Origin of the sequence: Methylobacterium mesophilicum (assembly GCF_036441335.1) — a bacterium.
GTDB lineage: Bacteria > Pseudomonadota > Alphaproteobacteria > Rhizobiales > Beijerinckiaceae > Methylobacterium > Methylobacterium mesophilicum_B.
In genome coordinates this window covers 90,986-107,704 of the sequence record NZ_MLBW01000007.1, presented here as the reverse complement: position 1 = coordinate 107,704, position 16,719 = coordinate 90,986, and the positions used below count along the sequence as shown (strand labels likewise).

The 16,719-nt window shown below is 70.9% G+C and carries 14 protein-coding genes and 4 pseudogenes; 11 read left to right on the top strand and 7 right to left on the bottom strand.

Annotation, left to right across the window (positions count from 1 at the left end; all coding sequences use genetic code 11):
- Window positions 1–13: 13 nt before the first annotated feature.
- Window positions 14–562 carry an acyltransferase gene (locus tag MMR14E_RS05710; RefSeq protein WP_331313229.1) on the bottom strand — a complete coding sequence of 183 codons (549 nt, stop codon included), beginning with the start codon at window positions 560–562 and terminating at the stop codon, window positions 14–16.
- 347 nt (window positions 563–909) lie between these two features.
- Between MMR14E_RS05710 and MMR14E_RS05705 the strand changes: the two genes are divergently transcribed.
- Window positions 910–2,208, top strand: a complete 1,299-nt coding sequence (locus tag MMR14E_RS05705; protein WP_331313228.1) for a polysaccharide biosynthesis/export family protein — start codon at window positions 910–912, stop codon at window positions 2,206–2,208.
- A gap of 97 nt (window positions 2,209–2,305) precedes the next feature.
- Window positions 2,306–3,754, top strand: a pseudogene (locus tag MMR14E_RS29160) (GumC family protein); the annotation flags it as partial.
- 873 nt (window positions 3,755–4,627) lie between these two features.
- On the opposite strand, the pseudogene MMR14E_RS29155 reads toward MMR14E_RS29160, so the two are convergent.
- Window positions 4,628–4,801: pseudogene (locus MMR14E_RS29155) on the bottom strand (glutamate synthase central domain-containing protein); the annotation flags it as partial.
- Window positions 4,802–6,664: 1,863 nt separating this feature from the next.
- Between MMR14E_RS29155 and MMR14E_RS05695 the strand changes: the two are divergent.
- Complete coding sequence (locus tag MMR14E_RS05695; protein ID WP_331313226.1) at window positions 6,665–7,492, top strand: response regulator transcription factor; 828 nt, start codon at window positions 6,665–6,667, stop codon at window positions 7,490–7,492.
- A 30-nt stretch (window positions 7,493–7,522) separates the two neighbouring features.
- Window positions 7,523–7,864 (top strand): annotated as a pseudogene (locus tag MMR14E_RS29150) (cation:dicarboxylate symporter family transporter); the annotation flags it as partial.
- An 18-nt stretch (window positions 7,865–7,882) separates the two neighbouring features.
- On the opposite strand, the gene MMR14E_RS05685 reads toward MMR14E_RS29150, so the two are convergent.
- The gene (locus MMR14E_RS05685) at window positions 7,883–9,544 is read right to left on the bottom strand and encodes a UDP-glucose/GDP-mannose dehydrogenase family protein (RefSeq protein ID WP_331313225.1); all 1,662 of its coding nucleotides are present in this window, start codon (window positions 9,542–9,544) and stop codon (window positions 7,883–7,885) included.
- A 396-nt stretch (window positions 9,545–9,940) separates the two neighbouring features.
- On the opposite strand from MMR14E_RS05685, the gene MMR14E_RS05680 reads away from it, so the two are divergent.
- Window positions 9,941–10,162: a DUF6894 family protein gene (locus MMR14E_RS05680; protein WP_020091195.1), complete on the top strand. Its 222-nt coding sequence runs from the start codon at window positions 9,941–9,943 to the stop codon at window positions 10,160–10,162.
- A 102-nt stretch (window positions 10,163–10,264) separates the two neighbouring features.
- A complete protein-coding gene (locus MMR14E_RS05675) occupies window positions 10,265–10,492 on the top strand; it encodes a hypothetical protein (RefSeq protein ID WP_331313224.1) in 228 nt (75 codons plus the stop codon).
- Window positions 10,493–10,584: 92 nt separating this feature from the next.
- Here the strand turns inward: MMR14E_RS05675 and MMR14E_RS05670 are convergent.
- Window positions 10,585–10,905 (bottom strand): annotated as a pseudogene (locus MMR14E_RS05670) (glycosyltransferase family 2 protein); the annotation flags it as partial.
- 206 nt (window positions 10,906–11,111) lie between these two features.
- On the opposite strand from MMR14E_RS05670, the gene MMR14E_RS05665 reads away from it, so the two are divergent.
- Complete coding sequence (locus tag MMR14E_RS05665) at window positions 11,112–11,951, top strand: glycoside hydrolase family 16 protein (protein WP_331313223.1); 840 nt, start codon at window positions 11,112–11,114, stop codon at window positions 11,949–11,951.
- Between the two features lie 303 nt (window positions 11,952–12,254).
- On the opposite strand, the gene MMR14E_RS05660 is transcribed toward MMR14E_RS05665, so the two are convergent.
- On the bottom strand, window positions 12,255–12,485 hold the full coding sequence (locus MMR14E_RS05660) for a hypothetical protein (RefSeq protein ID WP_331313222.1): 231 nt from the start codon (window positions 12,483–12,485) through the stop codon (window positions 12,255–12,257).
- A 54-nt stretch (window positions 12,486–12,539) separates the two neighbouring features.
- A complete protein-coding gene (locus MMR14E_RS05655; protein WP_331313221.1) occupies window positions 12,540–13,277 on the bottom strand; it encodes a sugar transferase in 738 nt (245 codons plus the stop codon).
- Between the two features lie 211 nt (window positions 13,278–13,488).
- On the opposite strand from MMR14E_RS05655, the gene MMR14E_RS05650 reads away from it, so the two are divergent.
- Together MMR14E_RS05650 and MMR14E_RS05645 are read left to right on the top strand one after the other, a co-directional pair.
- A complete protein-coding gene (locus MMR14E_RS05650) occupies window positions 13,489–13,641 on the top strand; it encodes a hypothetical protein (protein WP_331313259.1) in 153 nt (50 codons plus the stop codon).
- A 154-nt stretch (window positions 13,642–13,795) separates the two neighbouring features.
- On the top strand, window positions 13,796–14,872 hold the full coding sequence (locus MMR14E_RS05645; protein ID WP_331313220.1) for an acyltransferase: 1,077 nt from the start codon (window positions 13,796–13,798) through the stop codon (window positions 14,870–14,872).
- Between the two features lie 47 nt (window positions 14,873–14,919).
- On the opposite strand, the gene MMR14E_RS05640 is transcribed toward MMR14E_RS05645, so the two are convergent.
- Window positions 14,920–15,141 (bottom strand): DUF6894 family protein, encoded by a 222-nt coding sequence (locus MMR14E_RS05640; RefSeq protein ID WP_331313219.1) that lies wholly within the window; start codon window positions 15,139–15,141, stop codon window positions 14,920–14,922.
- Window positions 15,142–15,382: 241 nt separating this feature from the next.
- Here MMR14E_RS05640 and MMR14E_RS05635 point away from each other — a divergent pair, with 241 nt between their 5' ends.
- Both MMR14E_RS05635 and MMR14E_RS05630 read left to right on the top strand, forming a co-directional pair.
- Window positions 15,383–15,538 carry a hypothetical protein gene (locus tag MMR14E_RS05635; RefSeq protein ID WP_331313218.1) on the top strand — a complete coding sequence of 52 codons (156 nt, stop codon included), beginning with the start codon at window positions 15,383–15,385 and terminating at the stop codon, window positions 15,536–15,538.
- A 143-nt stretch (window positions 15,539–15,681) separates the two neighbouring features.
- Entirely contained in the window at window positions 15,682–16,716 is a 1,035-nt protein-coding gene (locus MMR14E_RS05630; protein WP_331313217.1) for a glycosyltransferase family 2 protein, read from the top strand.
- Window positions 16,717–16,719: the final 3 nt, after the last annotated feature.

Sequence of the window (16,719 nt, the reverse complement as noted above, 5' to 3'; positions counted from 1 at the left end):
GACTGCATTCCCCTCAAGCAACCTTCAGAGGCTCGGCCGGCTCGGGCCGCGGCGACTGGACGGAACGGGCGCGCGCGGCGCTCTCGGCGCGCTTGGTGCGCGTGTCGCCGACGACCCGCGCGGGGCATCCGGCGACGATGGCGAAGGCCGGGACGTCCCGGGTGACGACCGCACCGGCGCCGACCAGGGCACCCTCGCCGATGGTGATCCCCGCCACGATGGTGGCGTTGGAGCCGATGGAGGCGCGGGCCTCGACCACGGTCTCGACGAGCTCCCACTCGCCGTCCCGCTTCAGGCTGCCGTCCGCGTTGGTGGCTTCCGGATAGAGCTCGTTGGTGAAGACCACGCCGTGGCCGACGAACACCTCGGCCCCGATCGAGACGCCCGCGCAGATGAAGCTGTGCGAGGAGATCTTGCAGCGCGGGCCGATCCGGCTGCCGCGCTGGATCTCGACGAAGGGGCCGATCCGCGAACCGCTTTCGATCCGACATCCATAAATATTGACTAGATCCGGGTAGAAGATGCCCACATCCGGTCCAATATCCGCATCGGTAATCGGCATACCCGCCGCTCCTTCCGCCGAAATTCTGTGCGTCAAAACTGCACAGAGCTGCGGACCGACGGGAACCCAGGCTTTCGATGCGGTTCGTCCGTCGAAAGGCGAACGGCGCCCATCCGAGGTGGCCCCTCCCGCCCCCGGCGCGCCGCTCGGGCCAGGGGGCCTACCTCGAAAGGCGAAGCCCCCGCCCCGGCATGGATGCCCGCGCCCGCCATTTGGAGGAGTCCCGGCCGGCTCGGCCGTTACGCATCATGCCGTCTCAGCCCTCATGAGCCCGTGAGGCCGGCGCGCGGTCCTGCCGCGCGATCGCCGCGCCCGGGCTCCGAGGGCGAGCCTTAAGGGGACGATGCGTGTCGAAGATTTCGACGAAGACCGCGGGAACACGCGCCACCACCCGCGCCGCCCGCGCCGGACTCGCGGCGTGCCTGCTCGCCGTGTCGGCGCTGCCGGCGGCCGCGGAGTACCGCATCGGGCCCGGCGACACGATCGAGGTCACGGCCCTCAGCATCCCGACCTTCAAGCAGGAGGCGACGGTCTCCACCGACGGCACCGTCATGGTCCCGCTGCTCGGGGACGTGCCGGCCGCCGGGCTCACCGTCGCGGAGCTGCGCCAGAGCCTGCAGAAGTCGCTGCCCGCCAAGGCGGTGCGGCAGCGCAACTCCGAGGGCAAGGAATCGATCGCCGTGCTCGAGCCGGACGAGATCGGGGTGCGGATCTCGAAGTATCAGCCGGTCTACCTGAGCGGCGACGTGACCAAGCAGGGCGAGCACCCGTTCCATCCGGGCATGACCGTGCGGCAGGCCATCGCCCTGGCGGGCGGCTACAACCTCCTGCGGTTCAGGATGGAGAACCCCGTCGTCGAGACGGCGAACCTGCGCGCCGAGTACGACAGCACCTGGGCGAGCATCCAGCGGGAATCCGCCACGATCTGGCGCCTGAAGGCGGTCATCGCCGCGTCGCGGGGCGACAAGTCCCCGCCGCCGGCGGACGTCGCCCCGGGCAGCCGCGCGACCCCGGCGCAGAAGCTCGCCGAGCAGCAGCTCCGGGTGCAGATGACCGACATCGCCAAGGAGAAGGACCACCTGCAGCGCTCCCTCAGCCGGACGCAGACGCAGTTCGCCAGCCTCAGCGAGCAGCAGGTCAAGGAGAAGGAGGGCGTCACCGCCGACGCCGAGGATTACGACACGGTGCGGGCGCTCTTCCAGCGCGGCGCCGTGGTCACGACCCGCCTGACCGATGCGCGCCGCGCCGTCCTGCTCTCCTCGACCCGCGCCCTGCAGACGACGGTCCAGCTCACCCAGCTCGAGCGCGACAAGAGCGACGTCGCCCGCAAGCTCGAGCGGGTCGACGACGTGCAGGCCATGGACGCCCTGGAGAAGCTCCAGGTCGCGGAGAACAACCTGGCGACGTACCGGTCGCGCCTGAACAGCATCAACGACAAGCTGGTCTACACCGGCGCCCTCCGGGCGCAGCTCCTGTCCGGAAGCCGCGCGCAGGCGGCGATCGCGGTCTTCCGGCAGAGCGGACCGACCAAGACGCAGATCGACGCCGCCGAGGACACGGAGCTCCAGCCGGGCGACGTCGTGGAAATCGCGCTCAAGCCGGACCCCGCCATGCGGGGCGTCGGCGACGGGGCCGGCCAGAACTGACCCACCCACCCCGGCTCGACGCGCCCATCGGGCCGAGCCGGCGTCCCTTTGACGGAGAGCGCTCCGGGGCGGTGACCGCCGCGGTGAGGAGAGATCCATGAACCGACACTCGACCAGCGCGTCCTTCCTGCCGATCGGTGCGACCCGCCCCGGTGGGACCGGAGCCTGGCGCGGCCAGCCCTTCTCGCCGGAGACGGAATCCCAGGTCTCGATCCTGACCATCGCGCGGCAGAACTGGCGGTCGATCCTGGCCTTCGCGGCCGTCGGCCTGGTCTGCGCCGGGATCTACGTCGCGACCGCGCCGGCCATCTTCACGGCCCGGGCCCGCGTCTACATCGAGAGCCGCTCCAGCCCGGTGACGGCCCGCGACACGCCCAATGCCGGGACCCCGCTCGAGATCGCCGAGGTCGAGAGCCAGGTCGAGTACATGCGCTCGGAGAAGATCGCCCTGGCCGCCGTGCACAGGCTCGACGCGGCGGCCCTGGAGGATCTGGCGGTGCCGACGCACCCGCTGGTCGCGAAGGTCCGGGAGTTCCTGAAGGCCGCCAAGGCGCTGCCCCTCCGGCTGGTCGGGGCCCAGCGGCCGGTCCAGGAATCCGCCCCCGTCAGCCCGGACCTCCGTCAGGCGCGGACGCTGCGCGAGAACGTGGAGGCCAGCCGCATCGGCGCCGCCTACGTCATCGAGGTCGGCTACAGCGCCGACCATCCCGCGACGGCGGCCGCCGTCGCGAACGCGGTGGCCGAGGCCTATGTCAGCACCGAGCTGGAGAACCGGGCCCAGGTCTGGAAGGTCGCCGGCGAGTGGATGCTGCCGCGGCTGAAGGAACTCCAGCAGCGCGCCAGCCAGGCCTCGCGCGAGGCCCAGACCTACAAGGCCGAGCACACCATCATCGACCTCGGCAAGCGCGGCCTCGTGGGCGAGCAGCAGGTCGAGGAGCTCAACACGGCCGTGGCCGCCGCGCGGTCCAAGACCGTCGACGCCCGCGCGGTGCGCGACCAGATCCGCGGGCTCCTCGACTCCGACATCGCCGACCCGGGGATCACCGAGGCCTTCAAGGACAGCGTGATCATCCAGCTGCGCCGGCAGTACGTCGACCTCGTGCAGCGCGCCGACGACCTGAAGCGCCGCCTCGGCCCCGACCACGAGGCGGTCCAGGCGATCCAGCGGGACATCCAGGCTGCCAAGCAGTCGCTGCGCACCGAACTCGAGCGCCTCGCCGTGTCCCTCGACCACGATTACGAGGTCGCCAAGGCGCGCGAGGACAGCATGACGGCGGCCTTCGACGCCCTGATCTCGAAGACGCTGATCATGAGCAACGCCCGGGTCAAGGCGAAGGAGCTCGACCGCACCGCCGAGACCTACGACCAGATCTACACGAACCTGCTCCAGCGCTACATCGACGCCGTCAACCAGCAATCCTATCCGCAGCCCTCCGCCCACGTGATCACGCCCGCGACCGTGCCGGACTCCCCGAGCGCGCCCCGCGGCAGCCTGATCATGCTGCTCGGTCTGCTGGTCGGCACCGGGTTCGGCGTGAGCGGCGCCTTCGCGCGGCACTGGTTCGACCGGACGATCCGCACGCCCCGGCAGCTGACCGGCCACGGACTGACCTGCCTCGCCGCCCTCCCCGAGCTGCGGCGCGAGCCCGGCTTCCGGGCGGCCCTGGCGCTGGCGCAGGCCCATGCCAACGAGGCGCAGCGCCCCGCCAGCGTCGAGGCGTTCCGGGCGAGCGCCGTGCGGTTCATGCCGCAATCGGTGTTCGTCGAGCGCCTGCACAGCCTGAAGACCCACGTCCTGGGCAGCGACCGCCGCGGCCCGGTCTTCGCGATCGGCGTCACGTCCGTGGGGGCCGGCGCGGGCAAGACCCTGTTCGCGAGCAATCTCGGCCAGCTCCTCGCCCGCGTCCGGTCGAGCTCCGGGCGGGTGCTCATGATCGACGCCGACGTCCGGCAGGGGACGCTCTCGCGGCTCAGCCAGGCCACCGAGCAGCGCGGCCTCCTCGACGTGCTCGCCGGCCGCTGCTGCGCCACCGAGGCGGTCCGGCCCCAGCCCGGCGAGGTCCGCCTGCTCGCCTGCGGCAACCGCCACCCGAACGATCCCCATTTCAGCGATCTGATGACCCCGGAGGGCGTCGCCGCGGTGGTGGGGGACGGACGCCCCGCCCTCGACCGCGTCGTCGTCGACCTGCCTCCGGTGGACGAGCTCCCCACCCTCCGTCCGCTCCTCGACGGGCTCGACGGCCTGATCATCGTGGTCGAGGCGGGCCGGACGAGCATCGACGAGGTCGCCGCCGCCGTGCATGACCTCGAGTCGAGCGGCAGCACCGTCCTGGGCATCGTGCTCAACAAGACCAGCGACGGGCCGACGGTCCGGCGCGGCGGCCCGCGCAGCGCGCTGACCCGCTGGACCGCGGCCCGGCTTGAAATAGGTGTAGAGCAGCTTCGACTTCTCGGAGAGGGCCGAGAGCGGCGTGTCCGTGCCCATGGAACCGACCGCCTCCTGGCCGGTCACCGCCATGGGCTGCATCAGCAGCTTGAGGTCCTCCTGCGTGTAGCCGAAGGCCTGCTGGCGATCGAGCAGGCTCACGTCGCGATGTCCGCGCCGGCCACCGCCCATGCGACCGCCCGCGGCCGCCGCGTCGCCTTCTTCGGACACGACAGGGCCGAGCCCACGGTCCGGAAGCGGATCGACGCCATCCGGGAAGCCGGCTGGTCTGTCGTCGTGTACGCCTTCGAGCGGGACCGCGCCGGCGGGATGCCGGCCGAGCCTCCGGCGGCGGACGACATCGTCCCCCTCGGCCTGACCGTCGACCGTAACTACGCCCGTCGCCTGCCGCGCCTCGCCGTCGGCATCGTCCGGGCGCTGCGCCGCCGCCGCGACCTGCGCGCGGCGGACGTGATCTACGTGCGCAACCTCGACATGGCCCTCGTGGCCTGGACCGCGGCGCGCCTCGCCGGCAGCCGCGCGCGCCTCGTCTACGAGGTGCTCGACATCCAGCGGCTGATGGTCCGGCCGGACGCCCCGGGGCGGGTCGCCCGCGCGGTCGAGCGCTGGATCCTCAGCCGCAGCGACCTCCTCGTCGTCAGCGCCCCGGACTTCATCGACCGGTACTTCCGGCCGGTCCAGGGCTTCGCCGGCGCGTGGCACCTCCTCGAGAACAAGGTCATGGGCCACCGCCTGGGCGAGGTGGCGACCCGGCTCGACCGCGCGCGGACGGCGGAACCGCCCTGGGTGATCGGCTGGTTCGGGACGCTGCGCTGCCGCCGGAGCCTGACGATCCTCGCCGCCATCGCGGACGCCCTCGGCGACTCCGTGCGGATCGTCCTGGCCGGGCGCCTCTCCGAGGAGGATATCGCCCCGCGCGTTCTGGCGGACACGCTGGATGGCCGCCCGAACATGTCGTTCCGGGGGCCCTACGCCAATCCCCGGGATCTTCCGGAGATCTACAGCGGGATTCACTTCAGTTGGGCCGTCGATTACCTCGATGATGGACTTAATTCGGACTGGCTCCTGCCGAACCGGCTCTACGAGGGCGGCCTGTGCGGCGCCCTGACGCTGGCGCGCGCCACGACGGCCACCGGACGCTACGCGGTGTCGGAGCGCCTGGGCTGGGCGTTTCCCGAGCCGCTCGCGGACTCGGTGACGGCGTTCCTGCGGACGCTCACGCCGGAGACCTACGCGGAGCGCCATGCCGGCCTGCTCGCCCGCGACCTCGCCACGTTCGTCGATGTCGGCGGCATGCGCGATCTCCTGGTCCGGCTCGACTAGACCGTCATCTCCGGCCGGCTCCGGAGGCCGCCCCGGAGGCCCGCCGGTGATTCGCCGGCAGCGCTGGACGGCGCACGGGATCGCCTCTCCCCGGCGGCGCGTGCCGTTTGGTACAGAGCCGCATCCCCGAAATCAGTACTCGGACCCCAACAGGGTAAACGACCGTATACGTACGTTGCCTTTTAGCCTCAGTCAGGTACAGCGCCCCTTCATCCCCCGAATACTCCGCAATGGAATACCGAACTCGCGATCCGGTCATTGGACCGCGATCGAAGCCTTACCAAGACACCTTGGCAACAAGCAGCGGCAAAGCAGACAACGTATCTCGTTTCTGAATTGTTAGATCTGGTCGATTACATTGTGAGAGATCTTGTGGCAGCGCACCAACCGGCAGGGACTGCTCTTGCGAATGCATTTCTCCACCAGCATCGCCGCGCGTAATAAAACAAATCACCATCTACGTACGTAGTGCGCGATGATTGTATTTAACCCTGCAATTTGAGCGTTTAGATTCAGATAGGGTATTTACAGACGATTTTACGAAAGCTAGCATTGTATCCGTGGTCATCGGCAATCGCCTCAAGGCGACCGGCGCCACCGCGTATCTCAGTGTCACGCCGTCGGCGAGCGCATTGGGTATCCCGTCATCGCTGACATTCGGCTTCCTTCGAAAGGAGGTAATTTTCTATGGCCAGTCTTGGGACTCGAGACGCGCTCACCCTCGTTGAGCGGGACACGGCCGAAAGCCGCGGCGGCTTTTCGGGTGCACATGCCGGTGACAACCCGGTCGTCGTCGAGCAACGGGACCAGTCCCGGAGCCGCTCCAGCCGCATCGTCATCATCGATCGACGCCAACTCGTCGGCCGATGCCTCGCCGCCTCGCTCAGCGAGGCCGACCGGCAGACTTCGTTCGAAGTCTTCGCGGACATCGAATCGTGGAAGCGGCAGAAGCCGTTCGTCCCCGCGAGCGTGGTCGTGCTCTGCCGACCCGACGGCAACCTGACCGAGACCGAGTGGACCGAGATCACGCGGGAGCTGGCGTTCCTGCAGGGCGAGGCCGGCGCTCCGCCGGTGGCCGTCATCTCCGACGGCGAGAACCTCGACCAGATCGTGCGGATCATCAAGCTCGGCGTCAAAGGCTACATCCCGACGACGACCTCCGTGGACATCGCCCTCCAGGCACTGCAGCTCGTGCAGGCCGGCGGCGTCTACATCCCGGCCGAGTGCCTCCTCCCCCTGCTGGCCAACATCAAGATGGACGAGCCGGTCGAGGCCGGCGACGACGAGATCTTCTCGCCGCGGCAGCTCTGCGTGGCCCGGGCGCTCCGGAAGGGGACGCCGAACAAGATCATCGCGTACGAACTCAACATGTGCGAGAGCACCGTGAAGGTTCACGTCCGCAACATCATGAAGAAGCTCAAGGCCAAGAACCGGACCGAAGTCGCCTACCTGACCAACAAGTACTTCCTCCGGGAAGATTCCAGCCTGGCGAACGTGAAGGCCCCGGCGGCCTGATCGCTCCGGCTCCGCCGCGGCGGGGCCGCCCTGGCAGAGCCTCGGCCCGGCGCCGCCGGACGGAGCTTCGGGGTCCCCTCGCGGGCCGCCTGTTCGGGCGGTCCGCGAGGGGACCCTTTTTTTCCGCCCCTGCCCTGCCCCGCCCTGAAGCGTGCCGATCCGCCGACCGGTAGGGCCTTCATCAAGCTCGTGAAGATGATCATCGCCCCGGTGATCTTCCTGACCGTCGTGTCCGGCATCGCCGGCATGACCAACCTCGAGAAGGTCGGCCGGGTCGGCGGCAAGGCGCTGATCTACTTCCTGACGTTCTCGACGCTGGCGCTGATCGTCGGCCTCGTCGTCGCCAACGTGCTCGGCGACGGGCGCGCGGTCTGCGAGACCGGTTGCGCCTCAGGCCGTCCCGGCCGCGGCGACGGTCTCCGCGGAGAGCGGAGCCGGCTGGCTCTCGGCCTCGTCGCCGGGGGCGGCGGGGCGGCCGACGCTGCTGTACGCGAAGCCGTGAGCCCGGACGTCGTCGGCCCGGTAGACGTTGCGGAGATCCACCAGGACCGGTCGCTGCATCGCCGCCCGCAGCCGAGCGAGGTCGAGGGCCCGGAACGCGTCCCACTCGGTGACGAGAACCAGCACGTCGGCGCCCTCGGCGCAGTGATAGGCATCCTCCGCGAAGGCGACGCCGGGCAGGAGCGGTCGCGCCTGCTCCATGCCCTCGGGATCGTAGGCGCGGACGACGGCGCCGGCGTCCTGGAGGCCGGCCACGATCGCCAGCGAGGGCGCGTCGCGCATGTCGTCGGTGTTCGGCTTGAAGGTCAGGCCGAGCAGCGCCACCGTCCGGCCCCGCACCGACCCGCCGCAGGCCCTGATCACCTTGCGCGCCATCGCGCGCTTGCGCTGGTCGTTGACCGCCACAACCGTCTCGACCAGCCGCAGCGGCGTGCCGGCATCCTGGGCGGTCTTGACCAGCGCCAGCGTGTCCTTGGGGAAGCACGAGCCNGGATCGTAGGCGCGGACGACGGCGCCGGCGTCCTGGAGGCCGGCCACGATCGCCAGCGAGGGCGCGTCGCGCATGTCGTCGGTGTTCGGCTTGAAGGTCAGGCCGAGCAGCGCCACCGTCCGGCCCCGCACCGACCCGCCGCAGGCCCTGATCACCTTGCGCGCCATCGCGCGCTTGCGCTGGTCGTTGACCGCCACAACCGTCTCGACCAGCCGCAGCGGCGTGCCGGCATCCTGGGCGGTCTTGACCAGCGCCAGCGTGTCCTTGGGGAAGCACGAGCCGCCGTAGCCCGGCCCGGCATGCAGGAACTTCGACCCGATCCGGTTGTCCAGACCGATGCCCCGCGCCACCGCCTGGACGTCGGCGCCCACCGCCTCGCACAGGTCCGCCACCTCGTTGATGAACGTGATCTTCGCCGCCAGGAACGCGTTCGCCGCGTACTTGGTCAGCTCGGCGGTCCGGCGGCTCATCGCGACGATCGGCGCGGCGTTGAGGTAGAGCGGGCGGTAGATCTGCTCCATGACCGCCACGGCGCGCGGCTCGTCGGTCCCGACGACGATGCGGTCGGGCCGCTTGAAGTCGGCGATGGCCGCGCCCTCGCGCAGGAACTCGGGGTTCGACACGACCGCGAACTGCGCCGCGGGGTTGGTCTCGCGGATGATGCGCTCGACCTCGTCGCCGGTGCCCACCGGCACGGTCGACTTCGTCACCACCACCGTGAAGCCGCGCAGGGCGCGCGCGATGCTCCGGGCAGCCGCGTAGACGAAGCTCAGGTCGGCGAAGCCGTCGCCGCGGCGGGAGGGCGTGCCGACCGCGATGAACACCGCGTCCGCCCGCCCGACCGCCGCCTCCAGGTCGGTGATGAAGGACAGGCGATCCTGGCGGACGTTCTCGGCGACGAGGGCCTCGAGTCCCGGCTCGTAGATCGGCATGCGGCCGGCGTTCAGCGCGTCGATCCGGCCGGGATTGCTGTCGACACACACGACGGTGTGGCCGAAATCCGCGAAGCACGCGCCAGAGACCAGACCGACATAGCCCGACCCGACCATCGTGATGTTCATGGGATCCTCGCCGCGAGCGCACCGACGCTCGGGTCTACGGCGGCCCGGCAGGGCCACCAACATCATATCTTAGGCGTACGCGCCTCTGCCGATCCGGCGTAGCGGCGACGATTCGGCCGGACCGGCCCGAACCCGCCGCGGCCCCGCCCGAACCGGCCACCGGGTCGCGCCGGGCATCGCCATCCGGCCATGGCGGCGGCCGGGCGGCTACGCCATTCGGCTTACCCGGCGCCGCCGGTCGACGATCGTACGAACATTTCCCCGCCGCATCCCCCGAATTGTCAGAGACGGAGCGCTTTTTCCCGACCGCTTTGTCGGGGAACGCGACCGACCAAGATGCTAATAGCGATCTATAGAACTGAACTCCCCGAAGAGTTCCGGCGGAGGAGAACCCTGTTGGCGGCGCGTTTCTACTTCGAGATCGCAAATGCCGAGGAGACGATCCACGACCACGTGGGGGTGGAGGCGGCCGGCCTCGAGGAAGCCCTGATCGAGGCGCGTAGCGTGATCGCCGAGATGGCCGACGAGATTACGGGAAACGGCCGGGAGCCGCCCTGGACCCTCCTGGTGCGCAACGAGGAGGGCTGGCTGGTCGGCCGCCTGCCCATCCGGAAGTGACGGCCCGCGCCGCGCGGCCGGTCCCGAGGCGCGGCCGTTAAGATATCGTTAACGGATCGTCCGGAGGATCGGCCCTGCCCTCGAACCGTGGCCATGGCCGGTATGCCCCTCTCTCAGAACGTCCCGCACGCCGCCCTGCAGGCGGACGCGATGGCCGCCCAGATGGCGCTGGCCGCCCACGCGCTGCGGATGCGCGGCGATGTCGGGACCGCCGAGTCGCTTCTCGCGATGGCGCGACACAACCGGATCCTCGGGCTCAAGCTGCGGATCGCGCAGGATCTGGCCCCGCGCCGGGACCGCGCCGACCGCCAGGCCGCCGCCGGCCGCTAGGGCTGTCGCCGATCGCCCGGGGACGGGGGACGGTCGCCGCGCCCGTGCCGGGCGAGGCGNGGCTTGATCCCGCGCCCGATCGTGAAGGTCGCGCGGCCGTCGAGAAAGTAGTCGTCGGCGTCGAGGACGCAGAGCAGCGGGGCGGAGGCGGCCGCGATGGCGCGGTTGCGGGCCTCGGCGGGCCCGACATTCTCGGCGAGCCGGATCACCTGCAGGCGGCCCGAGCCGTCGTCGGCCGCCGCGGCGGCCGCGCCGGTCGGGTCCGCGGAGGCGTCGTCCACGACGATGACCTCGGCGACCTCCGGTTGCCGGAGCGCCGAGGCGACCGCGGTCGCGATCGTGTCCGCGGCGTCCCGGGCCGCGATGATGACGCAGACCTCCGGAACGGGGGATGGGGCCTCTAAGCTGCGCACCGGACGACTCCGCGACTCTCCGGCCGATCCGCGCCGCGGCCGGTCCGCCGGCACGGTAGGGCGAGCCCGGCACCGCGCGCGAGATCGTCCGAAAGGAGGGGTCCGGCCGCGGGGCGGATCGTCCGAATGATCCCCGGCCCGCGGCGCCCCGGCCGCTACGATGGGCGCCGCCGCGCCCCTGCGGCGACTGGTTTGAGGACGTGCGCATGACGATCTGGTCCGGCCCGGGCCGCCGCCTCTGCGTGGCGGCGACGCTTCTCCTGCAGGCCTATCCGGCGAGCGCGGGCGAGACCGCCACGCCGCCGGCCCCGGCCGCCGCTCCGGCCGCTCAGGGCGGCCCATCCTTCGTGGAGCTCTTCAACACCCTGAACGACCGCCGCTGGTACGTCTCGGACGGCTGGGTCAACGGCGACTGGCAGGGCTGCACGTGGTCGAAGCATCGTGCCCAGATCACGACGCCCGGCGAACTGACGCTGTCCCTGACGGACATCACCTACAAGGAGCGCCCGTTCAGCTGCGCCGAGATCCAGACCCGCGAGCGCTACGGCTACGGCACCTACGAGGTCCGGATGCGGGCCGGGACCGGGTCCGGCATGGTCTCGGCGTTCTTCACCTACAACGGCGCCGAGAACGGCGACCGGCGGACGAACGACGAGATCGACTTCGAGTGGCTCGGCAAGGACACGAGCAAGGTCCAGCTCAACTACTTCGTCGGCGGCGTCGGCGAGCACGTCAGCCTCGACGCCCTCGGCTTCGACTCCGCGACCACCACCGCGGACTACGCCTTCGAGTGGCTGCCCGACCGCCTGCGCTGGTACGTCAACGGACGCCTGCTGCGCGAGGTGATCGGCACGCCCGACCGGCCGATCCCCTCGCATCCGAGCAAGATCATGCTCAGCGTCTGGTCGGGACAGGGCCCGGACTTCGCGTCCTGGCTCGGACCGACGCAGTATTCGGGGCAGCCGGTCACCGCGCTGTTCGAGCGGGTCGCGTTCACCCGGATGGGCGATCCGTGCGGCTTCAAGGAATCGATCGTCTGCCGGTAGGCGCGACGGCGGGCGGACCTCGCTCCCGAGACCGCCCCCGAGACCGCCCCACACACGGCTCCGCGCAGGGCCCCGGACACCGGAACCGAGACCCGGCGGGGCTGAATCTTAACGTCTTCGCGGCAGGCTGGGCCCTCGAACGCGCCCGGAGCCACGCGATGCATTGGTCGAGCCTCGTCATCGCCGCGTACGCCGCGGGCTTCGTGGAGTTCTGGCGGCTCTGCCTTCAGGCGCCGGCCGCCGAGGAGGATCCGGCCTGACGTGTCCGCACCGCCGCGCCGGGCCGCGCCTGGCCCGGGCGGTTCAGCGCTCGTTGGCGATGGGCCGCAGCAGGGCGCCGAGCAGGAAGGCCAGCTGCCCGCAGATCAGCAGCGCCGTGCCGCGCCGGAGGCACGCGCCCGCGCTCAGGTTGTAGACGAGGACGCCGTAGCCGACCTCGGCCGCCACGATCGGCACGAAGACCAGCAGCCGCCAGACCGAGCCGAAACGGCCCAGCATCACGCCCAGCAGGGCGTTGAGCATCATGCCCTTCATCGGCGCGCTCCGCGGCGGGCGCGGCGAGCGCGGCGCGGCCGCCCGGCCATGGCCCTAGCGGCTGCCGCGCTGGCTCAGCACGGCCGGAACCGTCTTGAGCAGGATGGCGAGGTCGCGGCCGAGGCTCCACTGGCGGGCATAGGCGCAGTCGAGAGCAACGCGCTCCGCGTAGCCCGTGTCGCTGCGTCCGGAGACCTGCCACAGGCCGGTCAGGCCGGGCGGGACCGAGAAGCAGGCGGTGAAGTCGGCGCCGTAGCGCACGACCTCGGCCTGGACGATCGGCCGCGGTCCGACGAGACTCATCTCGCCGCGCAGCACGTTCCAGAGCTGCGGCAGCTCGTCGAGGGAGGTCTTGCGCAGGACGTGGCCGAGCGCCGTCACGCGGGGATCGTGGGTGAGCTTGAAGGACGCCTCCCACTCGGCCCGGGCCTCGGGATTCTCGGCGAAGTGCCGCGCCAGCACCGCGTCGCCGTCCGCGACCATGGACCGGAACTTCAGGCATCCGAAGGGGCGCCCGTACCGACCGAGGCGCTTGTGGCGGAAGATCGGCGACCGGCCGTCGCTGCCCCAGATCAGCAGGGCGATGAACAGCAGCAGGGGCAGCAGCAGGAACAGCGCCGTCAGCGCGACGCTCGCGTCGAGGACGCGCTTCATCGCCCAGCCCACCCGGAGGCCGGGACCGGCCTGACGCGGGGCCGGCAATGTCTTGACCAACGCCTCGTTCAGCGTCTCGACCATATCCTGCGGCGTCGACGACTCGATCGGCGTCGGGGTCCCAGCCGGGCGCAACATGTCGGCTCCTTGACTCGGGGCGAGACGGGGTCGGAACTTGCGGAGCGACGTGCGCACCCGGCCGGTTCGGCCAGCGTCGGCGCGGCCGGCTTCGGCGGCTCTCGGCCGGTCCGAAGGGGCGTCGATCGCGGGCGGAACCCTTGCGACAACACTGGGCCCACGACAGGTTCGGCAACAAGACGGCCGCCGATCCATCAATGGAGGTAAGGCGTTGCTGGTCGTGCTGGTCTTCGCTGCGCTGATTGGAGGAGCGATCGGCTTCGCGGTTGTTCTACCGAAGGGTTTCCTGCTCGCGCTGCTGGCTGCCCAGGCCGGGGCGGCCGTCTCGGTCGGTCTCGTCGTTCTGCTGATCCGGCGCCGCTGACGGCCTGGCCGGGCGGCGGGACCGCTTTCGGGGTGGTCGACTCCGCCGATCGAGGTAGGGGCGCCCGCGCGAGGCCCGGTCTAAGGCGGGGTGTCCGGCCGCGCGGGCGCGTTCTGCCCGACGCGGCGCGGTCGATCACCGGACGGGACGCGCCGTGGCCCCTTCAGAGCGCCGCATCATCGGGTTCGACGGCCTGCGGGCCCTGGCGTTCCTGATGGTCTTCGTCAGCCACAAGGCGCCGACCCCGAGGAGCGAGGCTCTCGGCACGACCGGCGTGTGGCTGTTCTTCGTCCTGAGCGGCTTCCTGATCGTGCGGATCCTCGCCGCCGCCCGCGAGTCCGTGGAGGCGGGCGCGTCGACGCCGCTCGGCAGCCTCGGGCTGTTCTACCGGAACCGCGTCGCCCGGATCGTGCCGGTCTACTACGCCTTCCTGTTCGTGCTCTACACAATCCGGCCCGGCGACCCGGCCAGTCTCGGAAACGACGCGTTCAAGCTCGCGACGTGGTTCTACGTCACGAACATCTACATCGAGCAGAACGGCTGGGGGACCGAGCTCGGCCATCTCTGGAGCCTCGCCGTCGAGCAGCAATTCTACCTGCTGTTCGCGCCGGCGGCCCTGTTCCTGCCGCGGCGCCATCTCGGCACGCTGTGCTGGATCCTGGTCGGGATCAGCGCCCTGACGCACGGCGCCCTGTGGTGGGCGGGCGCCGCGCCGCGGTGCTTCGACGTCGACACCCTGGCCAATCTCGGGCTGATCGCGCTGGGCGGCCTCGCCGGCCTGCGCACCCGGCCGCTCCCGGCTTGGCTCGCCCGCGACGCCGCCCTGGCCGGCGTGCTGATCCTGTTCGTCACCCTGCCGCTGCTGATCGCGCCGACCGGCTGGTGGCTGATCGTCGGGCGCCTCAGCGGCGTCCTGGCGGCGCTGCTGCTGCTGCAGGTGGCCCAGGCGCGGGAGGGCCGCGCGGTCGCCCTCTTGGAGATCCCGTGGCTGCGCCGGATCGGCGTGATCAGCTACGCCGCCTACCTGTTCCACGTGCCGCTGCACGCGGAGCGGATGCTGGCCGTCGTCGGCATCGACGTCGCCGGACCGCGCTCGGTCTCCATGGCGCTCGACCTGATGTTGACGCTGCTGCTGGCGGACCTGTCGTGGCGGCTCCTGGAGCGGCCCGCACGCCGGCTGCTGCGGGCCCCGCGCCGGCGGGTCGGCGCCTCCGCGCTGGTCGGCCCGTGATCCCGTCGCGCGACGGCAGCCGGGATCTTACCCGCGCGTCCCCGATCTCAGCTCTTGATCGGGACCCGGCCGACCTCCGCGCCGGTGGCGTCGCGCACGACGAGCGTCCACGCGCCGTCCGGCCCCGCGGCCTCCAGTTCACCCGCCATTTCGTCGATCACGCTGCGGGCCTCCGCCAGCGCCTCGGCCAGGTCCTCGGCTTCCACGCCCTGCGCGTCGCGGATCGTCTCCTCGCCGTTCTCGATATCGAAATAGAAGCGACTGGGCACTCATCTCCTCCCTGAATGCTGCCCTCGGGAGGGCCCCTGGATACTACCTACGTAGTTCGCCCACGTCCGACAATGCTCAGTAGGAGACATAAACCTTAACAAACATCAAAACTGTTTTCGTCGGTTGCGTTGCAATAATGTCGAGATTCCAACCAAATAATCCATTATAGGTATCGCCGATCACCCTTCCGGCCGCGTCGGCACTGGCGACGCGCGGTGACGGGCCTCAGGGGCGTTCGACATGGCAGCCTCCGGCGATTCGAGCCTCAAAAAGGATTCTCCCGCATCGGCGGAGAGAAAACAAAAATTACGCGCGCACGTCCGGATGATTCTGGAAAACGGCCTCGCCGTCCGGACTTCCCGCTCCGCCGGCGACGCGGCCTCGGACGAGCACTGACCGCGGACGGCCGCCGGAACCATCCCCCGCAATGGGAGGGGATGGCCGCCGCCCTACGCCCTTTGAGCGTCGTGCGCGCCGATCGCTTCCGGCCAAAGTCGGCGGCGGTCTCGAAGGCCGCGCCCGGCGGTCCAGGAAGCGCGATGGCGGATCAACTCTTGTCCGATGCTCGGGGCACGTTCGTGGACGTCTCGTTCATCATGGCCGCGCACGATGCGGCGCCCTGGATCGAGACGGCCGTCCGGTCCGCCCTGGCCCAGACCGGCGTCGCCGTGGAGGTCGTGGCGGTCGATGACGGCTCGCGGGACGGGACCGCCTCCGTGCTGGCGCGCCTGGCGGAGGCGGACCCGCGGGTCCGCGTGATTCCCCTCGCCGAGGCCGGACCGGGCGCCCCCCGGGGCCCGTCGAGCGCCCGGAACGCGGCGCTGAACGCCGCCCGCGGCCGGTGGATCGCGATCCTCGACGCCGACGACCTGATCCTGCCCGACCGCACCCGGACCCTGCTCGATCTCGCGCTGGCGGCGGATGCCGACATCGTCGCCGACAACCCGATCCCGTTCACCGACATGTTCGACCCGCAGGGGCCGGGCATGCTGGAGGGCGGCCGGGAGCCGTACCTGTTCGAGATCGACCTCGCCAAGTACATCGCCAGCAACCAGCTGCTTAGTCGGGTGACCAAGCTCGGCTACCTCAAGCCCATGATGCGCGCCGAGATCCTGCGCCGGCACGGTATCCGGTACGACGAGGGCGTCCGGATCGGCGAGGATTTCCTGCTGTGCCTGGAAGCGCTCGCGGCCGGGGCGCGGTTCGTGGTCACCACCTACGCGGGCTACGGCTATCGGCGCGGGCCCACCTCCCTGTCGCACCGGCTGCGCCAGGCCGACATCGCGCGCCTCGACGCGGCCTTCGCGGCCCGGGCCGAGCACGGCCGCCTCGCGGAGGCGCGGTCCCGTTCCGCCGAGGTGCGCCACGGCAGCCGCGCCTACCGCGACGGCCTCGCGATGACGCAGCTCATCGCCCAGGTCATCGAGGCGGCCCAGGCCGGCCGCTGGGTCGAGGGCGCCGTGCTGGCGCTCCGGCATCCCCGGATCTGGCGGTTCCTGGCCGCGACGCTGCTGGCGGCGGCGGGCAAGCGCCTGCGGCCGCGGCCGCACGCCCTCCCGATCGGACAGAGGTAAGAC